Origin of the sequence: Neptunicella plasticusilytica (assembly GCF_047922965.1) — a bacterium.
Taxonomy (GTDB): Bacteria; Pseudomonadota; Gammaproteobacteria; order Enterobacterales; family Alteromonadaceae; genus Neptunicella; species Neptunicella plasticusilytica.
In genome coordinates this window covers 1,436,941-1,454,341 of sequence record NZ_CP150481.1, presented here as the reverse complement: position 1 = coordinate 1,454,341, position 17,401 = coordinate 1,436,941, and the positions used below count along the sequence as shown (strand labels likewise).

Below are 17,401 nucleotides of genomic sequence, written 5' to 3'. Positions count from 1 at the left end.
GCATTACCCCAAAATCATCCGTATTCCGATAACAAACAGGAACACGGCAAAGAATTTTTTTAATTTTTTAGTTGGTAGTTTATAGGCCAGTTTGACACCCAGTCTGGCGGTAAAAATGGACGTTGACACAATACCCAGTGTCGCGGGTAAATAGATATAACCGAGCGACCAGGCCGGTAAATCAGGATGCCCCAAGCCGTGCACAATATACCCCAGTGAACCGAATATTGCGATGACAAAACCGCCTAATGCGGCACAACCGATAGCAGCAGTAATGCTCACTTGATACCACACCAGTGCAGGAACCAGTATCGCTCCGCCACCAATTCCCATAATGGATGAAATGGTTCCGGTTACAGTACCAATAACTGACAATTTGGCCGAGTTATAATCAGAAGCAGAACGCTTATGGGCGTAAAATGCCATTTGCGCGGCAATCAACAACACAACAAAACCGAAACCGCCTTTTAACAGCGCAGCAGGAATGTTAGTAGCGACTGTGGAGCCAAGCAAGGCCCCAAAGGCAATCCCCAGACTAACCCACAACATAATTTCACGACGCACCTGCCCCATATGGTAGTGTGCCCAGGCAGACGAGAATGCGGTAAGAATAATAGTCGACAACGAGGTGCCTATTGCCATCGGCATAAGTACCTCATCTGGCAAGACAATATAGTGAGGCAACAAATACATCAGCGAAGGAACAATAAGGAGTCCTCCGCCGATACCCAGCAACCCAGCCAGCACTCCAACTACGGCTCCCAATGCGGCACAGATCATAATCAGGCTAAATAACGTATCCACAAACTTATTCTATTAATCCCGTATCTAGTCCAAGCAGATTCACTACTTGCCAGCCCGAACCAGTCCACCCAACCCCAATATTTCTAACTTGAGATTCAAGGCTTCCCGCACTTCCTGTGGCGTTGACATGGTTAATACGTCATCCAGCAAGGCTTGTGCATCATCCGAACTGACCGAACGCACCACCCATTTTACTTTCAACAAATTGTGCCGGTTCATACTCAAGTTACGGTAACCCATGCCAAACAACAATAAGGCTCCACCGGGCTCACCGGCCATTTCACCACACAGGGTAACGGGTTTATTCACCGCATTGGCCTGGTCAATAATAAATTTAAGCGCTCTTAGTACCGCTGGATGATAACTATCATATAACGCCGAAACTCGAGCATTGTTACGATCAACAGCTAACAAATACTGGGTCAGGTCATTGCTGCCAATCGAAAAAAAGTCAACTCGACTGGCCAATTGCGGAATTTGATACAATACTGCAGGCACTTCCAGCATTACCCCAAGTTGCGGCATTGACAATACTTCACCGGATAGCTGGGATTCTTCCGATACTTCAAAAAAGGCCTGTCTCACCAGCCTGAATGCTTCGTCCACTTCGTTTACCGAGGTAATCATCGGCAACATAATTTTAAGGTTGCTCAAGCCCAGACTGGCTTTAAGCATGGCCCTGACCTGGACCAGGAAGATCTCCGGATGATCGAGCGTAAGCCGAATACCACGCCAACCCAAAAAAGGGTTCTCTTCATTGATGGGTAAATAGGGTAAGGGTTTGTCGCCACCGACATCCAGCGTCCGCATGGTAATACTTTTTTGCGGATCGACCATTAACATGCTGCGATACAGCTCTATCTGCTCTTTCTCTGAGGGAAACCGTTCTCGCATCATAAAGGGTATTTCGGTACGATAAAGTCCCACACCATCATCATCCGAGCTGTGAGTGTTTTCCAGCTCCATAGACAAGCCAGCGTTGACCAACAATTTAACTTCGCAATCGTCTTTGCTGATGCTGGGCAAGTTTGCCAGCCCCTGCAAGTGCTCAAACAATTCTAATTCTTCACTGGCCAGTTGTTGGTATTCAGCCAATATATTGGCTTCCGGTGACACAATAATTTCACCGGAATAGCCATCCAGAATAAGATGTTGACCACTTAACATGGATACTGGCACATCGGTTAATCCCATCACTGAGGGTAATCCCAGGGCTCGGGCCATAATCGCCGCATGGGAATTTTGTGAACCACGCATAGAGACAATTCCGACCAACGACTGCGGCGGGTATTCAGCTAACATCGAGGCGGAAATTTCTTCGGCAATCAATATGGTACGCTCCGGCAAGCGTTGTTCTGAATCCTGCGACTGAAGCATTTGGGCCAGAATTTTATTACCCAGATCCTCCACATCCACCGCACGCTCTCGCATATAGCTGTCGTTCATATTTTGAAAGGTGTGTACGTATTGCTCGACCACCATTTTTAATCCGGAAACAGCACTCCAGCCAGCATCGATTTTTTCTTCAACTTCATGGCCAAGACTGTTGGCGTCAAGTAAATGCAGGTACATATCGAAAATGGCATGTACATCTTCAGGCAGCGTACTTTGCATACGATCAGACATATCCTGCACTTCAAGACGTGTCTGGGCGACGGCTTCCCGATAAAGCGCACGTTCTTCAGCCGGATTATTAACCTGCTTGAGAGCCTGATTCGATAAAGTACTTACGCGGTTAGCCACATAACCGGTGCCGATAGCGATCCCTTCTGAGCCTGGTACGCCATGCAAGGTGGACTGCCATTTATTACGTTGTGCGTCGTCGCTGAGATCCAGAGCGCCCCGAGCCTGGGCATGGACTATTTCCAAAGCAATCTGGGCAGCCAGAGTGACCAGAAACGCTTCTTCGTCCTCACTGAAATGTCGACGAATCTTTTGTTGCAGGGTAATAACCCCTAATACCTTGCGCTGGTGGATGATGGGAGTGCCCAGAAAGGCATGGTATTTTTCTTCTTTAACTTCAGGATAATGTTTAAAACGAGGATGACTATGCGCATCATCAATATTAATTGGCTCTTCACGCTGTCCAATCAGTCCAATCAAACCTTCGGAAAAACCAATAGTGACCTTACCTATGGCGCTTTTCGACAAGCCTTCTGTCGCTTTAAGATGGAAGTTTTGCTGTTCATAATTAGCCAGATAAATAGAACAGCAATCAACTTTGGTTGCCTCTTTAAGGCGCAACGCCAAGAGTGTCAGGGCATCATCAAAATCGATGACCTGATTCACTTCCTGAACAATACGCTTAAGAGTGGTTAGCATGAATTTTTGCGACGCCTTTTATTCGAAGAAGAATGTTGACGGTTTTTCTGTTGGGACGACATAGCGACTGTCGAAAATTCCTTCATCACCCGACGATAAACATCACGTTTAAACGACACAACATTGCGTACCGGATACCAGTAGCTGACCCAGCGCCATCCATCAAATTCGGGATGATTGGTATGCAACACATCCACATCTTCATCGGCACATTTAAGCTGCAATAAGAACCAGCGTTGTTTTTGACCAATACACACCGGATTGGTGCCTTTACGGATCAAGCGTTTAGGTAGTTTATATCTCACCCAGTTCTTGCTTACGGCAAGAATATCGACGTCTTCAGGTTTTAGTCCGACTTCCTCATTAAGTTCACGAAACATGGTTTGTTCTGCAGTTTCACCTTGATCAATTCCGCCTTGTGGAAACTGCCATGAATGTTGGCCATAGCGCTTTGCCCAAAAAACCTGCCCCTGGCGGTTACAAATAACTATCCCAACATTCGCGCGGAATCCTTCAGCATCAATCACTTAGACTCCCGGGCACTAAATTTTCTTTGGTTGTCATTGTTCCACATAACCCTCATCCTTTCCAGCGAGAATTAGTCCCTCCCAACGGATAAAATGTAACTGGCAATCAATGATGGCTTTATCGATAATAAGCAACAAGACTGGATTAGGTGCAGCAGATGATAAAAAGATTAGCGTTAAGTGGTTGGTTTCACATCTATTTACTTCTTGGGTTAAGTTATCTTATATGCCTCGCATGGCTCCCCTATCCACTGGACTTTTTGCATAAATCCGCCGCCATTTTACTGTTGGCAGTATGGGTCTGGAGTACCGCAGTTGGCACTGACAAAAAATGGCTACTGATAGCGGTGCTATTTTCTGCGGTGGGCGATATTCTGCTTGCATTACCCTTAGCTAACGGCTTTGTTTATGGTCTGGGTGCATTTTTGCTATCCCACCTGTTTTATCTGACCTTTTTTGCTCGTTACTTCCGCTGGCAAGCTGGCCTTATACCCCTCATAGCGATATTGATTGTTGCCGTTACCAGCCTGTTAAGCTACCTGATACCGGTATTAGGCGATATGCTCATTCCGGTATTGTTATATGTCTCAGTGATTAGTCTGATGGCTATATCAGCCATTTTTACTGGCTATCATCCTTCATCCACCAATCATAAGCTATTGATTATCGGTGCATTAAGCTTTGTCATTTCAGATAGTATTATTGCCCTGAACAAGTTTTTATTTCCGGTGCCTTACCAAAGCCTGCTGATCATGAGCAGCTATTATCTGGCACAATACTGTCTCGTCACCGCCAGTATTCAACTAGGAAAACATCGTTTTGCAACCACCGCTTAAGCCACCTGAATCGGTTAAACAACTGTTACAACGAGCGCAACAAATTGCCGGTTTAACCCTGGGTGAGCTGGCTGCCATGGCGGAAATTAAAGTACCGGACAATTTTCAGCGTCATAAAGGTTGGAGTGGCCAGCTACTTGAGTTATGGCTTGGCGCACAAGCTGGTTCAAAACCGCAACAGGATTTTCCCGAACTGGGTGTTGAACTGAAATCTATTCCTGTTGACCATCAGGGAAAGCCGCTGGAAACCACTTATGTGTGCTACGCGCATTTAACCGGTGTTGGCAGCGTCAGTTGGGAACAGAGCAATATACGTAATAAATTATCGCATGTGTTATGGATCCCGGTTGAAGGTAGCCGGGAAATTCCGCCGCAGCACAGGCGGGTCGGCTACGCATTTTTATGGCAGCCAGATGCGACTCAACTACGACAGTTACAGCAGGATTGGGAAGAATTGATGGAAATGATTGCACTGGGCCAAATTGAGCAAATCACCGCCCGTCAGGGTGAAGTATTGCAATTACGCCCCAAAGCAGCCAATGGTAGTGCCTTGACCGAAGCCATTGGCGCAGAGGGTAGCGTTATCCAAACTCGTCCACGTGGCTTCTATTTAAAGAAAAATTTTACTGCCAGTATTTTGAACAATATGTTCAAAGGAGTTTGATTTGCTGTTTTAGATTATGTCACTATGCGCAGCCTTTAAATCAACAACCCCGATAAAGCTTATTCAGATGGAAACTCAAATTGCCTTTGCTTTCGATTCTGCCCAAGTGGCAAACCGGTTTTTAAACGCGCTGAAATCGTCGGGAATTGATAATCTAAAAGCTAAATTATTTCGAGGCTCGGAAAAAGTAATAGTTTCTTACTGCTACGAAGACAAGGGGTTCGATCAGACCGCCGCAACGCTGGATGACTTGGCTTCGCGCTACGACGGTTGTGAGATTTCAATTCGTTAGCAACGAGTTAAAACCTTATCTGTGCCGCTATTGGTGTCCTGCTAATTCTTTTAAAATTATCGACCAGTGATCCAGTCCATCGTAAAAGGCCTTGATCGGCAAACGCTCATTTAATCCGTGGGCAAACATTTCGTCCGGGTTCATAAATACACTGGCAACGCCCCAGGTCGGAACGCCTTTGGCACGAAAATGCATGCCATCGGTGCCGCCAGACTCCATATAGCCCATTACTGCCACATCAGGATAACGTTGATGCACTGCAGTCGTGACCGCATTCATCACATCCTCACGCAATTCTGAAATGGGACTTTCGGTGGGCGACCCCATTACGCTAAATTCAAGCCCTGGATTAGCAACAACTTGTTGCAAGGTGTTTTGTACTTCTTCAACTTTGACACCCGGAAATATACGACAATTAATCACTACCGATGCCGACTGGGGCAAGGCATTTTCTGCATGACCCCCTTCAATCATGGTCGGCACACAAGTGGTACGCGTAGAACCTACATAGGACGATTCCAATGCCAGCCTATCGGATGCGGTTTTATTTTGCGGATCATCGGCAAACTGAATCATTGCTTCGCCCAACTCACCACCGAGCTGCCCACCTGTAGTTCGAAAAAAGTGGCGCGTCATGTCACTGGACATAACCGGAAATTGAAACTGCTGGATATTACCCAACGCGGCGGCCAAATCGTAAATAGCATTGTCAGGGCGAGGGCGGGAACTATGCCCGCCGGGATTGGTGGCGGTCAGTTTGAAACTGGTATAAGTCTTTTCGGCGGCTTGGACCAGATAGGCAACGGCCTTGCCATCTTCACTCAGATCACCACCGCCCGCATCGGAATTTAACGCGAATTCAGCATTAATTAACCCCAATCCCGGTTCAACCAACATACGGGTCGTTAGCATACCGGTTTCTTCATCTCCGGAGAAAGCGATAATCAGATCGCGGCTGGGCACAAAACCTTCATTTTTCAACCGGATAAAGGTGGAGCTGAGCATGGCAATGCCCAACTTGTTGTCAATAGAGCCCCGTCCATAAAAATACTCATCATCCTCGGTTAACTCAAAAGGAGGCCGTTGCCAATCTTTATCCAGCGCCTCAACAACATCCATATGCCCGAGTAATAAAATCGGTTTTTTGCCGGCCGAACCATCGCCACGAAAGTACACCACCAGAGCCGCCGTTTCGCCTTTGGGTAGAATACGAATATCTTCTTCAGGAAAGCCGGCCATGCGAAATTCGGACGCCAGGTAAGCGGCCATTTCCGGCACTTTGCCGCGCCCTTCAACGGTGGGAATAGCAATAATTTGGCGATATATTTCCAGCGCTTTTTTAGCGTGAACAGTTTGCGGTATGTCTGCAGCCTTAGCTACAAATGCGACAAGTGAAATCAGGATCAATGTAAAACATCTATTCATAATTTACTCACTTTCTATGGATAAACGGGTCCGTGCTGCCAGTTATTGCCAATAGGGTTGCATGGTCAGTGCGGCCTGACGACTTTGTTCCATCACATCCAAAACTCGCTGAATTTTTTCTTCACTCCAGTCCAGCAGATCCTGTTTGTGCTCTATATCACTGCGACGCACTTCGGCCTGCAATGAGTTAATAATAACCAGTTCTTCAATCCCGTCGAGGATATCCAGCCAGGGAGCACGAAACTGTTCGCGACCCGAAGCAGAAAAAATATCAGCTAAAAAGACACCGTTAAACAATACGTTACGTAAACGTGGCTCGGCCTGTTGATATTGTTCAATGGTAAATGCCCCTTCAGATGCCATGATGTCGCTTACCTGTTGCAAGCTGGCGCTTAACGTCTGGCGAGCAAAATCGGTAATAGCCCCCTGCCAGCCATCCCCGACATTCCGCCATGGCATTTGCAATAACAATAAATTCAGGCGCAATTGCAGCGAGATGGTTATTTTTGAACTTATCAATTTCTGTGGCTGATGGGTCATCAGCAATCCCTGACTTCGCCCTTCCAGATAACTGAGTAACTCGGCACTTTTGTCCAGTTTTTTCCTGAATGCCCCTCGCTCCGAACGTAACATACGAAACACGTTTAATTCTTGCACCCAGGCCCACTGCTGAATCAGCTTCTGCAAATCGGCGAGCAATTCGTCAATTTCGGCAACATTGAATACCGGCTGATAAATCCGTAATAACTGGGCTAACATTCTGACACTATTCAGTGTGGCATCCAGCGCCTGTTCGTCTTCCGTATTCAGGTAACATTGTTCATGGTATTGCCACCAATTGAGCACATAACCGACAGCTTTAATAAACGCCTGTTCAATATTGTCCTGCTCAACCAATTGCACGCAACCTGAAGGTTCCAGCGGAGAGAGTTCAACCCCTTTAGCCAGCATATATCCGCGCGCAGCTTTACTTTGAATACCCAGCCTGAAAGGCAGCATTTCGGACAACAGTTGGGCTAGTTCGACCAAACGGGTAGTCTCGCCCTGCTTGAGTTCCAGTTCCATTTCACAAATAGGGACACTATGACCGTCGGCTTCAATTTTTCCCTGATCAAACACAATCTCCACCCGATCACCGTTGGTAAAATCAACCTGATAGGCAACACGTTCAAAATGGGTGGTAAAAACAATCTGGATAGCCTGTTGAAGTTGTTCAACATTAGCCTGCTCTGGCCAGATCGCCTGTTCAAACAAGGTAAGGTCCGGATTGTTACCTTCAATATCAACATTATATTCGGGTCGCTGATGTAAACCGCCCAGAGTCGAGCCGGCTGTTTTGATGGTTTGCTCATAATGCCCGTCATAGCCACGGACCCTGAGTCCCATATCCATCTTACGGAAATCACTGTCTGGCGTGTCGTAATAACAATTAAACAGGTTAAAGCTGGAACGCTCTACCTGTGCGGCGAGTGACGGAAAAAAGCGGTTTTCGAGAATTTGACTTGCATCGGCGGGAACTAATAGTTTTAGTTCTATTTCTGTGTCCATGCTTGATTTTAATACGTTTTTAATCAGTAAACGTACACCTTACCCTGATGACAGACAACGCGCAATGAAATCTGTCACAGTGATATTTACCACCGCCAACAATTTTATCCGTGATTCCCCTACAATATCGGCTAAGACTCTGTATTATAAAAATATCAGGGCGGAGTCATGTGGTTAGACTTGCCTTTCGGTATAGCTCGCCCTACCATCGGGTTTAATTCAAACGAGGTCAAAATTTCACTATGTTAAACAGAATCATTATTCTGGTTATGTGTCTGTCCAGCAGTCTGGCGATGGCATTACAAACAGAGTCTTCCAGTGCAGTTTCCAATCAATCCAGTGACAACAATGGCGATATACGTTTTATTCGTGATAATTTGACCGTCTTTATGCATGCCGGACCGGGGCGTGAATTTCGTATTTTAGGCACTGTCGAGGCAGGCAGCAAAATTACCTTGCTGGAACATAATCAGGACAAGGGGTTCGCCGAGATTATTGATGATAAGCAGCGCACAGGCTGGGTGGAAGATGAAAATGTTGTATCCCAACGCAGTATGCGGGAAATATTACCCGAAACACAGAAACGCCTTCAACAAGTCAATGATGAGCTGGCTCAGGCACAGCAGCTCAATCAGGATCTTAACCAGCAAATTGCAGAATTGTCCTTAAGCAATCAACAATTGCAGCAGCGTTATGACACCTTGAATGATACCTACGTGCTGTTACGTGATCAGCAAGACGCACAAGATCAATCATCGCAAAAAGAATGGTTCACTAGAGGCGGTATGATCGCATTGGCCGGCATCATTCTGGGGGTTATCGTTACCTATATGCCAAAAAGAAAACGTCGTAGTGACAACTGGATGTAACTTGACGGCCCAATGATGTTAAGTCGCCCGCCAATAATTCCGGCCGGTTTATCTTTGGTGACTGGCACGACGTTGCGCTGAAAACAACATTGCTAAAAGGATTCCGTGATGCTTTCCATCGATACTATCGTTACCTTTAGCCTGGCAGCGCTACTGCTGAGCTTGTCCCCGGGCCCGTCTAATTTGTATATTATGGCCAGGAGTATCAATCAGGGGTACAAAGCCGGAGTCGCCGCCGCAAGTGGACTTGCTGTAGGGTCTTTCATTTATGTGATTGCCACCGCTTTGGGCATTGCCACTTTGTTCAAATACTCTCCCGTCGCCTATACCCTGATAAAAATAGCCGGCGCCGGATACCTGATTTATCTGGGTATACAATATTTGCGCGCACCCAAAACGGCAGCAAATACGCCGATTGCAGCACCAACTCATTCCTTTGGGCACATCTTCCGGCAAAGTATTATTGTAGAACTGACAAACCCCAAAACAGCGTTGTTTTTTATTGCGTTTTTACCGCAATTTGTCAGCACTGAGGCAGGTTCTGTCACCGTGCAACTGATGGTGCTGGGCGCAATATATGCATTGATCGCCTTATGTTGCGATCTGATGGTCGCGACACTGGCTGGCAAATTGGGAAGCTGGCTGGTACAGCATCAGGCATTTATCTACTGGCAGGATAAAATATCTGGCAGTATTCTGGTGGGTTTAGGCAGTTATATTGGTCTGGAGGAAATACTTAGCCTTTCCCGAAACTGATCCGTAGCTGGATATCATACTACCCTTAGAATGATGAATTCAGAGCGACGGGAAGCTGCTAACAATCGCCTTGCCTGAATAGCCTTGCCGTCCCGCTGAAACGCACTATTTGAGATGATATTAGGTATAGAATCATCAATAAACAGTTCCATATCAGGAGAGTGATGTGAATTTATTGGCAAAATTTTTAAAGGTACTTAATTCAGAAGCCAGTCCGTGGCAAATAGCTATCGCCATTACTTTAGGTATGGTGATAGGACTCACCCCGCTGCTGCGTTTGCACAATATTATTATCTTGTTCGTGGTGTTATTTTTACGCATCAATCTCGCCAGTTTCCTGGCCAGTATTGTGTTTTTTTCCGGTATCGCCTGGTTATTTGATCCGCTGATGGCCAGTGTAGGTGAAAACGTGCTCACCGCTTCCAGTTGGCAAGATAGCTGGACAACACTATTCAACTCCAGCCTGGGACAACTTAGCCAATTTAATCACACCCTGACAATGGGTGGTTTTCTGGTCAGCCTGCTGTTAGCACCAATAGTACTGATCTTGAGTCGTTTTATTGTGTTGCAATATCGCCAGAGGATTATGACCTGGGTCAATAAGCTCAAAATTATGCAAGCCTTTAAGGCCAGTAAGCTGTATCAACTTTATCTCAATATAGGAGGCTGAGATGCGCAATATCATTCGTTGGCAAGGATTAGTCGGTTTTATTGCTGTTATCGGACTGTTTCTTGCCATCACATTAGTTTTTCTGGATAGCTGGATAAAAATCGGCATTGAAAGCAGCGCGTCACAGGCCACCGGTGCAGAGGTCAATATAGGCAGTGTTAGCCATCGCTTTTCCCCTTTGGGACTTACTGTTAAAGACATTCAGATAACCGATCCTGCCAGACCCGCACAAAATAGCGTGCAATTGGACAGCATCAGCGCAGATATCGAATTGATGCCACTGTTTATGAGTAAGATCATTATCGACGAACTGGCCGCCAAAGGCGTTAAATTCAATCAACCTCGCTCCAGCGAGGGAAAAGTTTATCGTCAACCAGAGCAATCAATTGCACAAACCATACTGCCGGATGCAGGCGAATTACCCAGTGTTGACGATATTCTGGCCAATACACCGCTCAAAACGACCAAAGCAATTGACGAAGCGCAATCCGCTTATCAACTACATAGCGACACCTTGCAACAGCAATATGATAGTTTGCCCGATAAGGCACAGTTGAAGGATTACCAAACCAGAATCAAGGCGCTAACCGACACCGATTATAAAGATCCCGCCCAACTTGCCGCCGCTAAACAAAAATTTGACCAACTAAAAGACGAGCTAAAACAACAGCAGCAGAAATTTAAAGATTTTAAGCAGGCAGTAGAAACTGCAAAATCCGATCTATCTCGCAAACTGGCAGCGCTTAAAGCGGCTCCCGGACAAGATTACGACTTATTAAAGGGATTAGTGGCCGGAGACGCCGCTGCCTATAGTGAACTTACTCAGGCCATATTCGGCGAACAGGCCAAGATGTGGAGTGAGACACTGTTCGCTGCTTATGATTTGGTCGCTCCCATGTTGGCTAGCGAGAAGGAGCAACAGATCGAACATCAACGTAGCGAAGGTCGCTGGATTGAGTTTAACGATACTCAGCCTTTACCTGACTTTTTAATTCGCAAGGCGGATATTTCGGTAAGCTGGCAGCAACAGGATTTCATCTCAATCTGGCAGGATATTACTAGCGATCATGATAAATTGGGTCGGCCAACGACCTTTACTGTCGATTCCAGTAACACACCGCTGTGGCAATCGCTGCGCATCAATGGTGACCTGTGGCTAGCCGCTTCCGGCGTAAAAGCTCATCAAAAATGGGACCTGCAAGGCGTAAAGCTGAGTGACATGCCGCTAGCCGAAAAAGGTAAATTAATCACCTCGTTGCAAAGCGCATTATTGGCCAGTCAGGGGCAATTAAATATTGTCGATAATATTATGCAAGGCAACGGCAGCATCAATCTTGACGAGCTTGCGATAACTGCTCAGGGTGAAAACAAGCTCACCAATATGATCGCAGACAGCTTGCGTCAACTGTCTGCGATAAAAATGGACGCCAGTATTGATGGCTCGATTGATTCGCCCAATTTCTCGTTAAATTCGGATTTGGACAACCAGATAGCCAAGACCTTGACTGCCAATGTCAGTGGGGAAGCCAAACAGAAACTGGATGAATTGCAACAAAAGCTTAATGCTAAAGCCAGTGGCCCATTAAGTGAAAGCAATATCCAGCTCTCACAGTGGCTGGATTGGGAGAAACTGGCTGACGGCAACTTGCAAGGGATTGAAGATATGCTGGGAGCGCAACTTAACAACGTTATCGACAAGAAAAAAGATGAATTAAAAAACAAGCTTAAAGACAAGCTATTTGGGAATTAAACGGCAATTGCTTACCGCGGGCAATGTTGTACAAAGCATAATGCCCGCGAAGCAAGAAAATACGCCAGTTGTTGCAAGACATTTTAGTTAAATAACCTGAGTTCGGGATAAGAAGCTTTATTGGTTGTGTTTAGCCTAAAACCATTTGACAACCGGCGCTTATGCAGGCAAACTTCGCGTCCTTAATTTTGACTAGAATTTTTTGGGAGTTCTACCTTGGCTAACATCAAGTCTGCTAAGAAACGTGCGATTCAAGCCGAAAAGCGTCGCCAGCACAATGCAAGTCGTCGTTCTATGATGCGTACTTACCTTAAAAAGGTACTTGCTGCTATCAAAGCCGGTGACAAGGCAACTGCACAGGAAGCTTTTTCTTCCGTGCAAGCGATTCTTGACCGCTATGCAACCAAAGGTTTGATCCATAAGAACAAAGCAGCTCGTCATAAGAGCCGTTTGTCTGCTCAGATCAAAGCTATCGGCTAAGCATAAACATGTTTCACGAAAAGGCGTCTCAGGACGCTTTTTTTGTGCCTGAAATTCACCTGGATTCGTTTATAGCTTCAATTAACAAATGAGCTTTGTGCTTTAATCTCCGCGGTTAAATTGGGATCTTTCCAGACATTGATCGCGCCATTATCAAGGTACAGATCCATATTTTCATATTGCTGATAATATTTGATCCATTTTTGGGTTAGATATACAAAAGCCTTGTCGTGTTTATAATCCTCGGCGGCCTGTTTCCACCGGTTAACCAACTGCTCATCTGTCCCGTTTTTAGATATCGCCACATAGGTTGTCACTACTTTATAGATAAAAATATTCTCTATTTGCTCACAACCTGACTTGTTTGGCGGGCACGCATAATTCACTCCTGAAGAGGAATAGAAAATAGCTTTTACCCTTCCCTTAAGTAATGCGCCAACCACTTGATCCCAGCTATTGTATGCCACAATATCAGTCACACCGGCATGACGTAATACCGTTTCACGGATATCGCCTCTTAACACACCAATCGAACCTATTTGTTTGACAGCTTCCAGATCAGAGACCCTGACATTATTTTTTTGTAACGCATAGAGCCCGTGAATACTGCGGGCGATAGAAGTAATCCAGTGAAACTTGTCTTCACGTTCAGGCGTTCTGGCCACAGTTAATGCGACAACATTTTTCTGATCGCTAAGCAATTTGAATAATCTGGCCCAAGGATAATTGTAAACCGGGTACTGAGTATCCAGCTTTTGTTGAATGTCATTGACTAACTCTATCGCAAAACCATCTATCTGTTCTTTATGGTTGATAAAGGTAAACGGCTTTTCTGGAGACGCAAGGATCTGCCAAGGCGGGGATTCGGCGTAAGTCGGCCCAACGACAAATAGCCACAACAATATCGCTATACTACGTCTCATTATTGAACACTGTCTCCATCATGATTAATCATCAGTCTTTTCGCCTGATATACCGTCGCATCATAAATTATTTGTTGATGTATGTAACTAGTTGAAATTTGCATCAATAATCATTAAACGACCATAAAAACGTCATAATCCGGGCACAAAAATAAAGAATCATTTGCCTCTGAACTCACAAGCGGCATAATTAGCCTAATAACGTCAATCAGCAGGATCTAAACGAGGCATATTTGAGGATGAAGTGGTTAACCGCGATATTGCTAATACTGCTCTGCGCATTGCAGTATCGTTTATGGTTCGGCAAGAATAGTATCCTTGATTACCGTCAGATGAGACAGGAAGTCGAGCAGCAAATTCTGCAAAACACCAATATGAAGCAACGTAACAGCTTGCTAAAAGCCGATATTCACGATCTTAAAATTGGTCTGGAAGCAATAGAAGAACGTGCCCGCAATGAGCTGGGACTGATAAAACAAGACGAAACTTTCTACCGTATTCTGCCAGCCGAGCAATCTTATTAATATGCAACATTATACTGTGGTGGTACCCGCCGCCGGTGTCGGTAAAAGAATGCAGGCAGATCGCCCCAAACAATATTTACATATTGCCGGTAAAACCTTGCTTGAACATAGCCTCGAACGCCTCATTCAACACCCCCAAATTGACAAGATAATTGTTGCACTGGATAAACATGACCCCTATTTTGAGGATTTACCTATAGCGCAGTCGGATTGGCTTATCCGAGTCGAAGGGGGTAAAGAACGAGCTGATTCTGTATTGGCCGGGCTCAAAGCGATGAATACTGCCGAGTGGGTGTTGGTCCACGATGCTGCCCGCCCCTGTTTGTCTCGAAATGACCTGAATAAGTTGCTTGCCCTGTCGCAAGGAGGAATTGGAGGTCTACTGGCTACTCCCGTGCGCGATACAATGAAACGTGCTAATTCGGATAGCAAGGTGCTAAAAACCGAATCGCGCGTTAATCTCTGGCATGCTCTAACCCCGCAGTTTTTCCCATACCAGCAGCTGCTGGATGCCCTGCAACAAGGACTGGATTCAGGGCTGGAAATTACCGATGAAGCTTCAGCAATTGAAGCGTTTGGGGGCGAGGTCATATTAGTGGAAGGCAGTGCGACCAATATCAAGGTAACTCACCCTGACGATTTGCAACTTGCTGAATTTTATTTAAGTCATTTACAAAGGATCTACCAGTGACAATACGTATCGGCCACGGTTTTGATGTACATAAATTTGGTGGCGAAGGTCCCATCATTATTGGTGGTGTGCAAATAGAACATGATTTTGGCTTGCTTGCCCATTCTGACGGGGACGTCGTATTACATGCAATTTGTGACGCGTTGCTAGGAGCATTGGCACTAGGTGATATCGGTCATCACTTTCCCGATACCGACAGTGCGTTTGCCGGTATCGACAGTCGCGACTTGCTCAGACACGTGTACGCATTAATGCAACAAAAGTCTTTCAAACTGGGTAACCTGGACGTCACTATTGTGGCCCAAGCCCCAAAGATGGCGCCTCATATCGAACAGATGCGCCAACTGATCGCCCATGATCTGCAAGCCAGCGCTGAACAAATCAACATTAAAGCCACCACAACCGAAAAGCTTGGGTTTACCGGACGCAAGGAAGGTATAGCCTGTCACGCAGTCACCTTATTGGAGTCAAATTGACCGCTCAACTGACATTAAGCACTGATCACTGGCTGTATTTGCATGGTAAACCAGTTTCTAGCGGGACGATAAAATCTTGTCCGCAAGATTTTCAGGTTACCGAAATACCGGCTTATCCCCTCACCGGAGAAGGTGAGCATATTTATTTGTGGATTGAAAAGAGCCAACTCAATACTGCATATGTCGCCGAACAACTGGCCAGTTTTACCGGCCTGCCGCTCAGAGCAATCAGTTATGCCGGCAGAAAGGATAAATACGCCCTCACCCAACAATTTTTTGCAGTACATTTGCCTGGTAATCACAATCCAGACTGGAATACCTTTGACTTATCCGGGGCCAAAGTCCTCAGTGCCACCCGGCACAATAAAAAACTGCGTACCGGAGCCTTAAAAGGTAACAGGTTTAGTATAACAATACGGGAACTTGACCACCCCGAGCAGGTGACAGAACGTTTAGCCCTGATTAGCCGATTTGGCGTGCCCAATTATTACGGCGAACAGCGTTTCGGCAATCAAAACAGTAACCTGCATTTAGCTCAAAAGCTGGTACAGGGCGAAGTGATACGTAACCGCAACAAGCGGTCTATGTGCATTTCTGCTCTGCGTAGCTGGTTATTTAATCAAACCATTAGCCACAGAATTGGTGAAAAACTATTTAGCCAACCCATTGCTGGTGATGTGATGAAATTAGCTGGCTCTAACAGTTTTTTTGTCGCCGAGCAGATTGATGATGTCATCGAACAACGTATACAAAGTGGTGACATTCAGTTGTCCGCACCACTATGGGGGACAGGCAAGCTGGCCAGTAGTGGAACCGTTGCCGAACTGGAACAGCGAGTCGCCACAGAGTATAGCTCCATCGCCAATACATTAGAAAAACTGAAACTGGTACAGGAAAGACGTGCCATTGATGTCAAACCGGCTAATCTGGACTGGAAATTGGACGCAAATACTTTGACAATAGCCTTCGATTTGCCGGCAGGTTGTTTTGCAACTTCGATACTAAGAGAATTAATCCAGTTCAAAGCACAACCGCACTCAGACCAGCAACACACTGTAGCGAAGGATATTAGTCAGGTGGCATCATGAAGATTTTACTCAGCAACGATGATGGTGTGCATGCCAAAGGGCTTCATGCACTTTATCGCGCACTATCCGAGTTTAACGAGGTCACGGTTATTGCGCCGGATCGCAACTGCAGTGGTGCCAGCAACGCCTTGTCGCTGACTCATCCCTTGCGTATCAATCAAATGGATAGTGGATTCTACGCCGTTAACGGAACGCCTTCCGATTGCGTTCATTTAGGTTTAAACAGTTTTTTGCAAGATGATCCGCAATTAGTTGTGTCAGGCATTAATCATGGCGCTAACCTGGGCGATGACGTGATTTATTCCGGTACTGTAGCGGCCGCGACTGAAGGTCGCTATATGGGTCTGCCAGCCGTCGCCGTATCTCTGGTAGGTAAACAGGAGAACAATTTCGAAACAGCGGCACGTGTAGTATCGGAGATTGTGCAACATCTGATTGCCCACCCTCTTCCAGCCGATCAGATTTTGAATGTTAATGTACCGGATATTCCCTACTCAGAACTCAAAGGCATCCAGGTCACTCGCCAAGGTCGTCGCCATAGGGCAGAATCAATGGTTAAAGACAATGATCCTTTTGGGCGTGAAATTTACTGGTACGGACCTGTCGGACAAGAACAGGACGCAGGACCCGGAACCGATTTTCACGCTATCGCCAATGGCTATTGTTCTGTCACACCTCTGTCGGTAGATATGACCGCCTATCAGGGCATGGAAAACTTAAAAACATGGATCACCAAACTTTAACTAATAATAATTT

General features: G+C 46.0%; 19 protein-coding genes. 13 read left to right on the top strand and 6 right to left on the bottom strand.

Features of this window, described 5'->3' with window-relative positions:
- Positions 1-3 precede the first annotated feature (3 nt).
- The 3 genes from V1467_RS06325 to rppH are packed head-to-tail and all read right to left on the bottom strand — an operon-like array spanning position 4 to position 3,653.
- Entirely contained in the window at positions 4-804 is an 801-nt protein-coding gene (locus tag V1467_RS06325; RefSeq protein ID WP_416307953.1) for a sulfite exporter TauE/SafE family protein, read from the bottom strand.
- A gap of 42 nt (positions 805-846) precedes the next feature.
- Complete coding sequence (gene ptsP / locus V1467_RS06320; protein ID WP_416307952.1) at positions 847-3,126, bottom strand: phosphoenolpyruvate--protein phosphotransferase; 2,280 nt, start codon at positions 3,124-3,126, stop codon at positions 847-849.
- Positions 3,120-3,653 (bottom strand): RNA pyrophosphohydrolase, encoded by a 534-nt coding sequence (gene rppH / locus V1467_RS06315; RefSeq protein ID WP_416307951.1) that lies wholly within the window; start codon positions 3,651-3,653, stop codon positions 3,120-3,122. The genes ptsP and rppH overlap by 7 nt, the downstream gene beginning before the upstream one ends.
- A 158-nt stretch (positions 3,654-3,811) precedes the next feature.
- Between rppH and V1467_RS06310 the strand changes: the two genes are divergently transcribed.
- From V1467_RS06310 to V1467_RS06300, 3 genes are all read left to right on the top strand, one after another.
- Positions 3,812-4,489, top strand: coding sequence for a lysoplasmalogenase (locus tag V1467_RS06310; protein ID WP_416307950.1), 678 nt, complete (start codon positions 3,812-3,814; stop codon positions 4,487-4,489).
- On the top strand, positions 4,473-5,153 hold the full coding sequence (mutH, locus tag V1467_RS06305; RefSeq protein WP_416307949.1) for a DNA mismatch repair endonuclease MutH: 681 nt from the start codon (positions 4,473-4,475) through the stop codon (positions 5,151-5,153). Before V1467_RS06310 ends, mutH begins: the two co-directional genes overlap by 17 nt.
- 67 nt (positions 5,154-5,220) lie before the next feature.
- Positions 5,221-5,445: a hypothetical protein gene (locus tag V1467_RS06300; protein ID WP_416307948.1), complete on the top strand. Its 225-nt coding sequence runs from the start codon at positions 5,221-5,223 to the stop codon at positions 5,443-5,445.
- 27 nt (positions 5,446-5,472) lie between these two features.
- Here V1467_RS06300 and V1467_RS06295 read toward each other — a convergent pair whose 3' ends face one another.
- Entirely contained in the window at positions 5,473-6,870 is a 1,398-nt protein-coding gene (locus tag V1467_RS06295) for a M20/M25/M40 family metallo-hydrolase (RefSeq protein WP_416307947.1), read from the bottom strand.
- A 42-nt stretch (positions 6,871-6,912) separates the two neighbouring features.
- Positions 6,913-8,418, bottom strand: a complete 1,506-nt coding sequence (locus V1467_RS06290; RefSeq protein WP_416307946.1) for a CYTH domain-containing protein — start codon at positions 8,416-8,418, stop codon at positions 6,913-6,915.
- Positions 8,419-8,660: 242 nt separating this feature from the next.
- Between V1467_RS06290 and V1467_RS06285 the strand changes: the two genes are divergently transcribed.
- The 5 genes from V1467_RS06285 (at position 8,661) to rpsT (ending at position 12,943) form a co-directional block, all read left to right on the top strand.
- Positions 8,661-9,287, top strand: coding sequence for a TIGR04211 family SH3 domain-containing protein (locus V1467_RS06285; RefSeq protein WP_416307945.1), 627 nt, complete (start codon positions 8,661-8,663; stop codon positions 9,285-9,287).
- Between the two features lie 108 nt (positions 9,288-9,395).
- The gene (locus tag V1467_RS06280; protein WP_416307944.1) at positions 9,396-10,043 is read left to right on the top strand and encodes a LysE family translocator; all 648 of its coding nucleotides are present in this window, start codon (positions 9,396-9,398) and stop codon (positions 10,041-10,043) included.
- A gap of 166 nt (positions 10,044-10,209) precedes the next feature.
- The gene (locus V1467_RS06275) at positions 10,210-10,713 is read left to right on the top strand and encodes a DUF2062 domain-containing protein (RefSeq protein ID WP_416307943.1); all 504 of its coding nucleotides are present in this window, start codon (positions 10,210-10,212) and stop codon (positions 10,711-10,713) included.
- A gap of 1 nt (position 10,714) precedes the next feature.
- On the top strand, positions 10,715-12,463 hold the full coding sequence (locus V1467_RS06270) for a TIGR03545 family protein (RefSeq protein WP_416307942.1): 1,749 nt from the start codon (positions 10,715-10,717) through the stop codon (positions 12,461-12,463).
- Between the two features lie 216 nt (positions 12,464-12,679).
- Positions 12,680-12,943: a 30S ribosomal protein S20 gene (gene rpsT, locus V1467_RS06265; RefSeq protein WP_416307941.1), complete on the top strand. Its 264-nt coding sequence runs from the start codon at positions 12,680-12,682 to the stop codon at positions 12,941-12,943.
- A gap of 77 nt (positions 12,944-13,020) precedes the next feature.
- On the opposite strand, the gene V1467_RS06260 is transcribed toward rpsT, so the two are convergent.
- Entirely contained in the window at positions 13,021-13,866 is an 846-nt protein-coding gene (locus V1467_RS06260) for a substrate-binding periplasmic protein (protein ID WP_416307940.1), read from the bottom strand.
- A gap of 239 nt (positions 13,867-14,105) precedes the next feature.
- Between V1467_RS06260 and ftsB the strand changes: the two genes are divergently transcribed.
- From ftsB to surE, 5 genes are read left to right on the top strand one after another with little or no spacing between them, the layout of a single operon-like run.
- A complete protein-coding gene (gene ftsB, locus V1467_RS06255) occupies positions 14,106-14,390 on the top strand; it encodes a cell division protein FtsB (protein WP_416307939.1) in 285 nt (94 codons plus the stop codon).
- 1 nt (position 14,391) lies between these two features.
- The gene (gene ispD, locus V1467_RS06250) at positions 14,392-15,081 is read left to right on the top strand and encodes a 2-C-methyl-D-erythritol 4-phosphate cytidylyltransferase (RefSeq protein WP_416307938.1); all 690 of its coding nucleotides are present in this window, start codon (positions 14,392-14,394) and stop codon (positions 15,079-15,081) included.
- 2 nt (positions 15,082-15,083) lie between these two features.
- Positions 15,084-15,557, top strand: a complete 474-nt coding sequence (gene ispF / locus V1467_RS06245) for a 2-C-methyl-D-erythritol 2,4-cyclodiphosphate synthase (protein WP_416308658.1) — start codon at positions 15,084-15,086, stop codon at positions 15,555-15,557.
- The gene (gene truD / locus V1467_RS06240) at positions 15,554-16,645 is read left to right on the top strand and encodes a tRNA pseudouridine(13) synthase TruD (RefSeq protein WP_416307937.1); all 1,092 of its coding nucleotides are present in this window, start codon (positions 15,554-15,556) and stop codon (positions 16,643-16,645) included. The genes ispF and truD overlap by 4 nt, the downstream gene beginning before the upstream one ends.
- Positions 16,642-17,388, top strand: coding sequence for a 5'/3'-nucleotidase SurE (gene surE / locus V1467_RS06235; RefSeq protein WP_416307936.1), 747 nt, complete (start codon positions 16,642-16,644; stop codon positions 17,386-17,388). The genes truD and surE overlap by 4 nt, the downstream gene beginning before the upstream one ends.
- Positions 17,389-17,401: the final 13 nt, after the last annotated feature.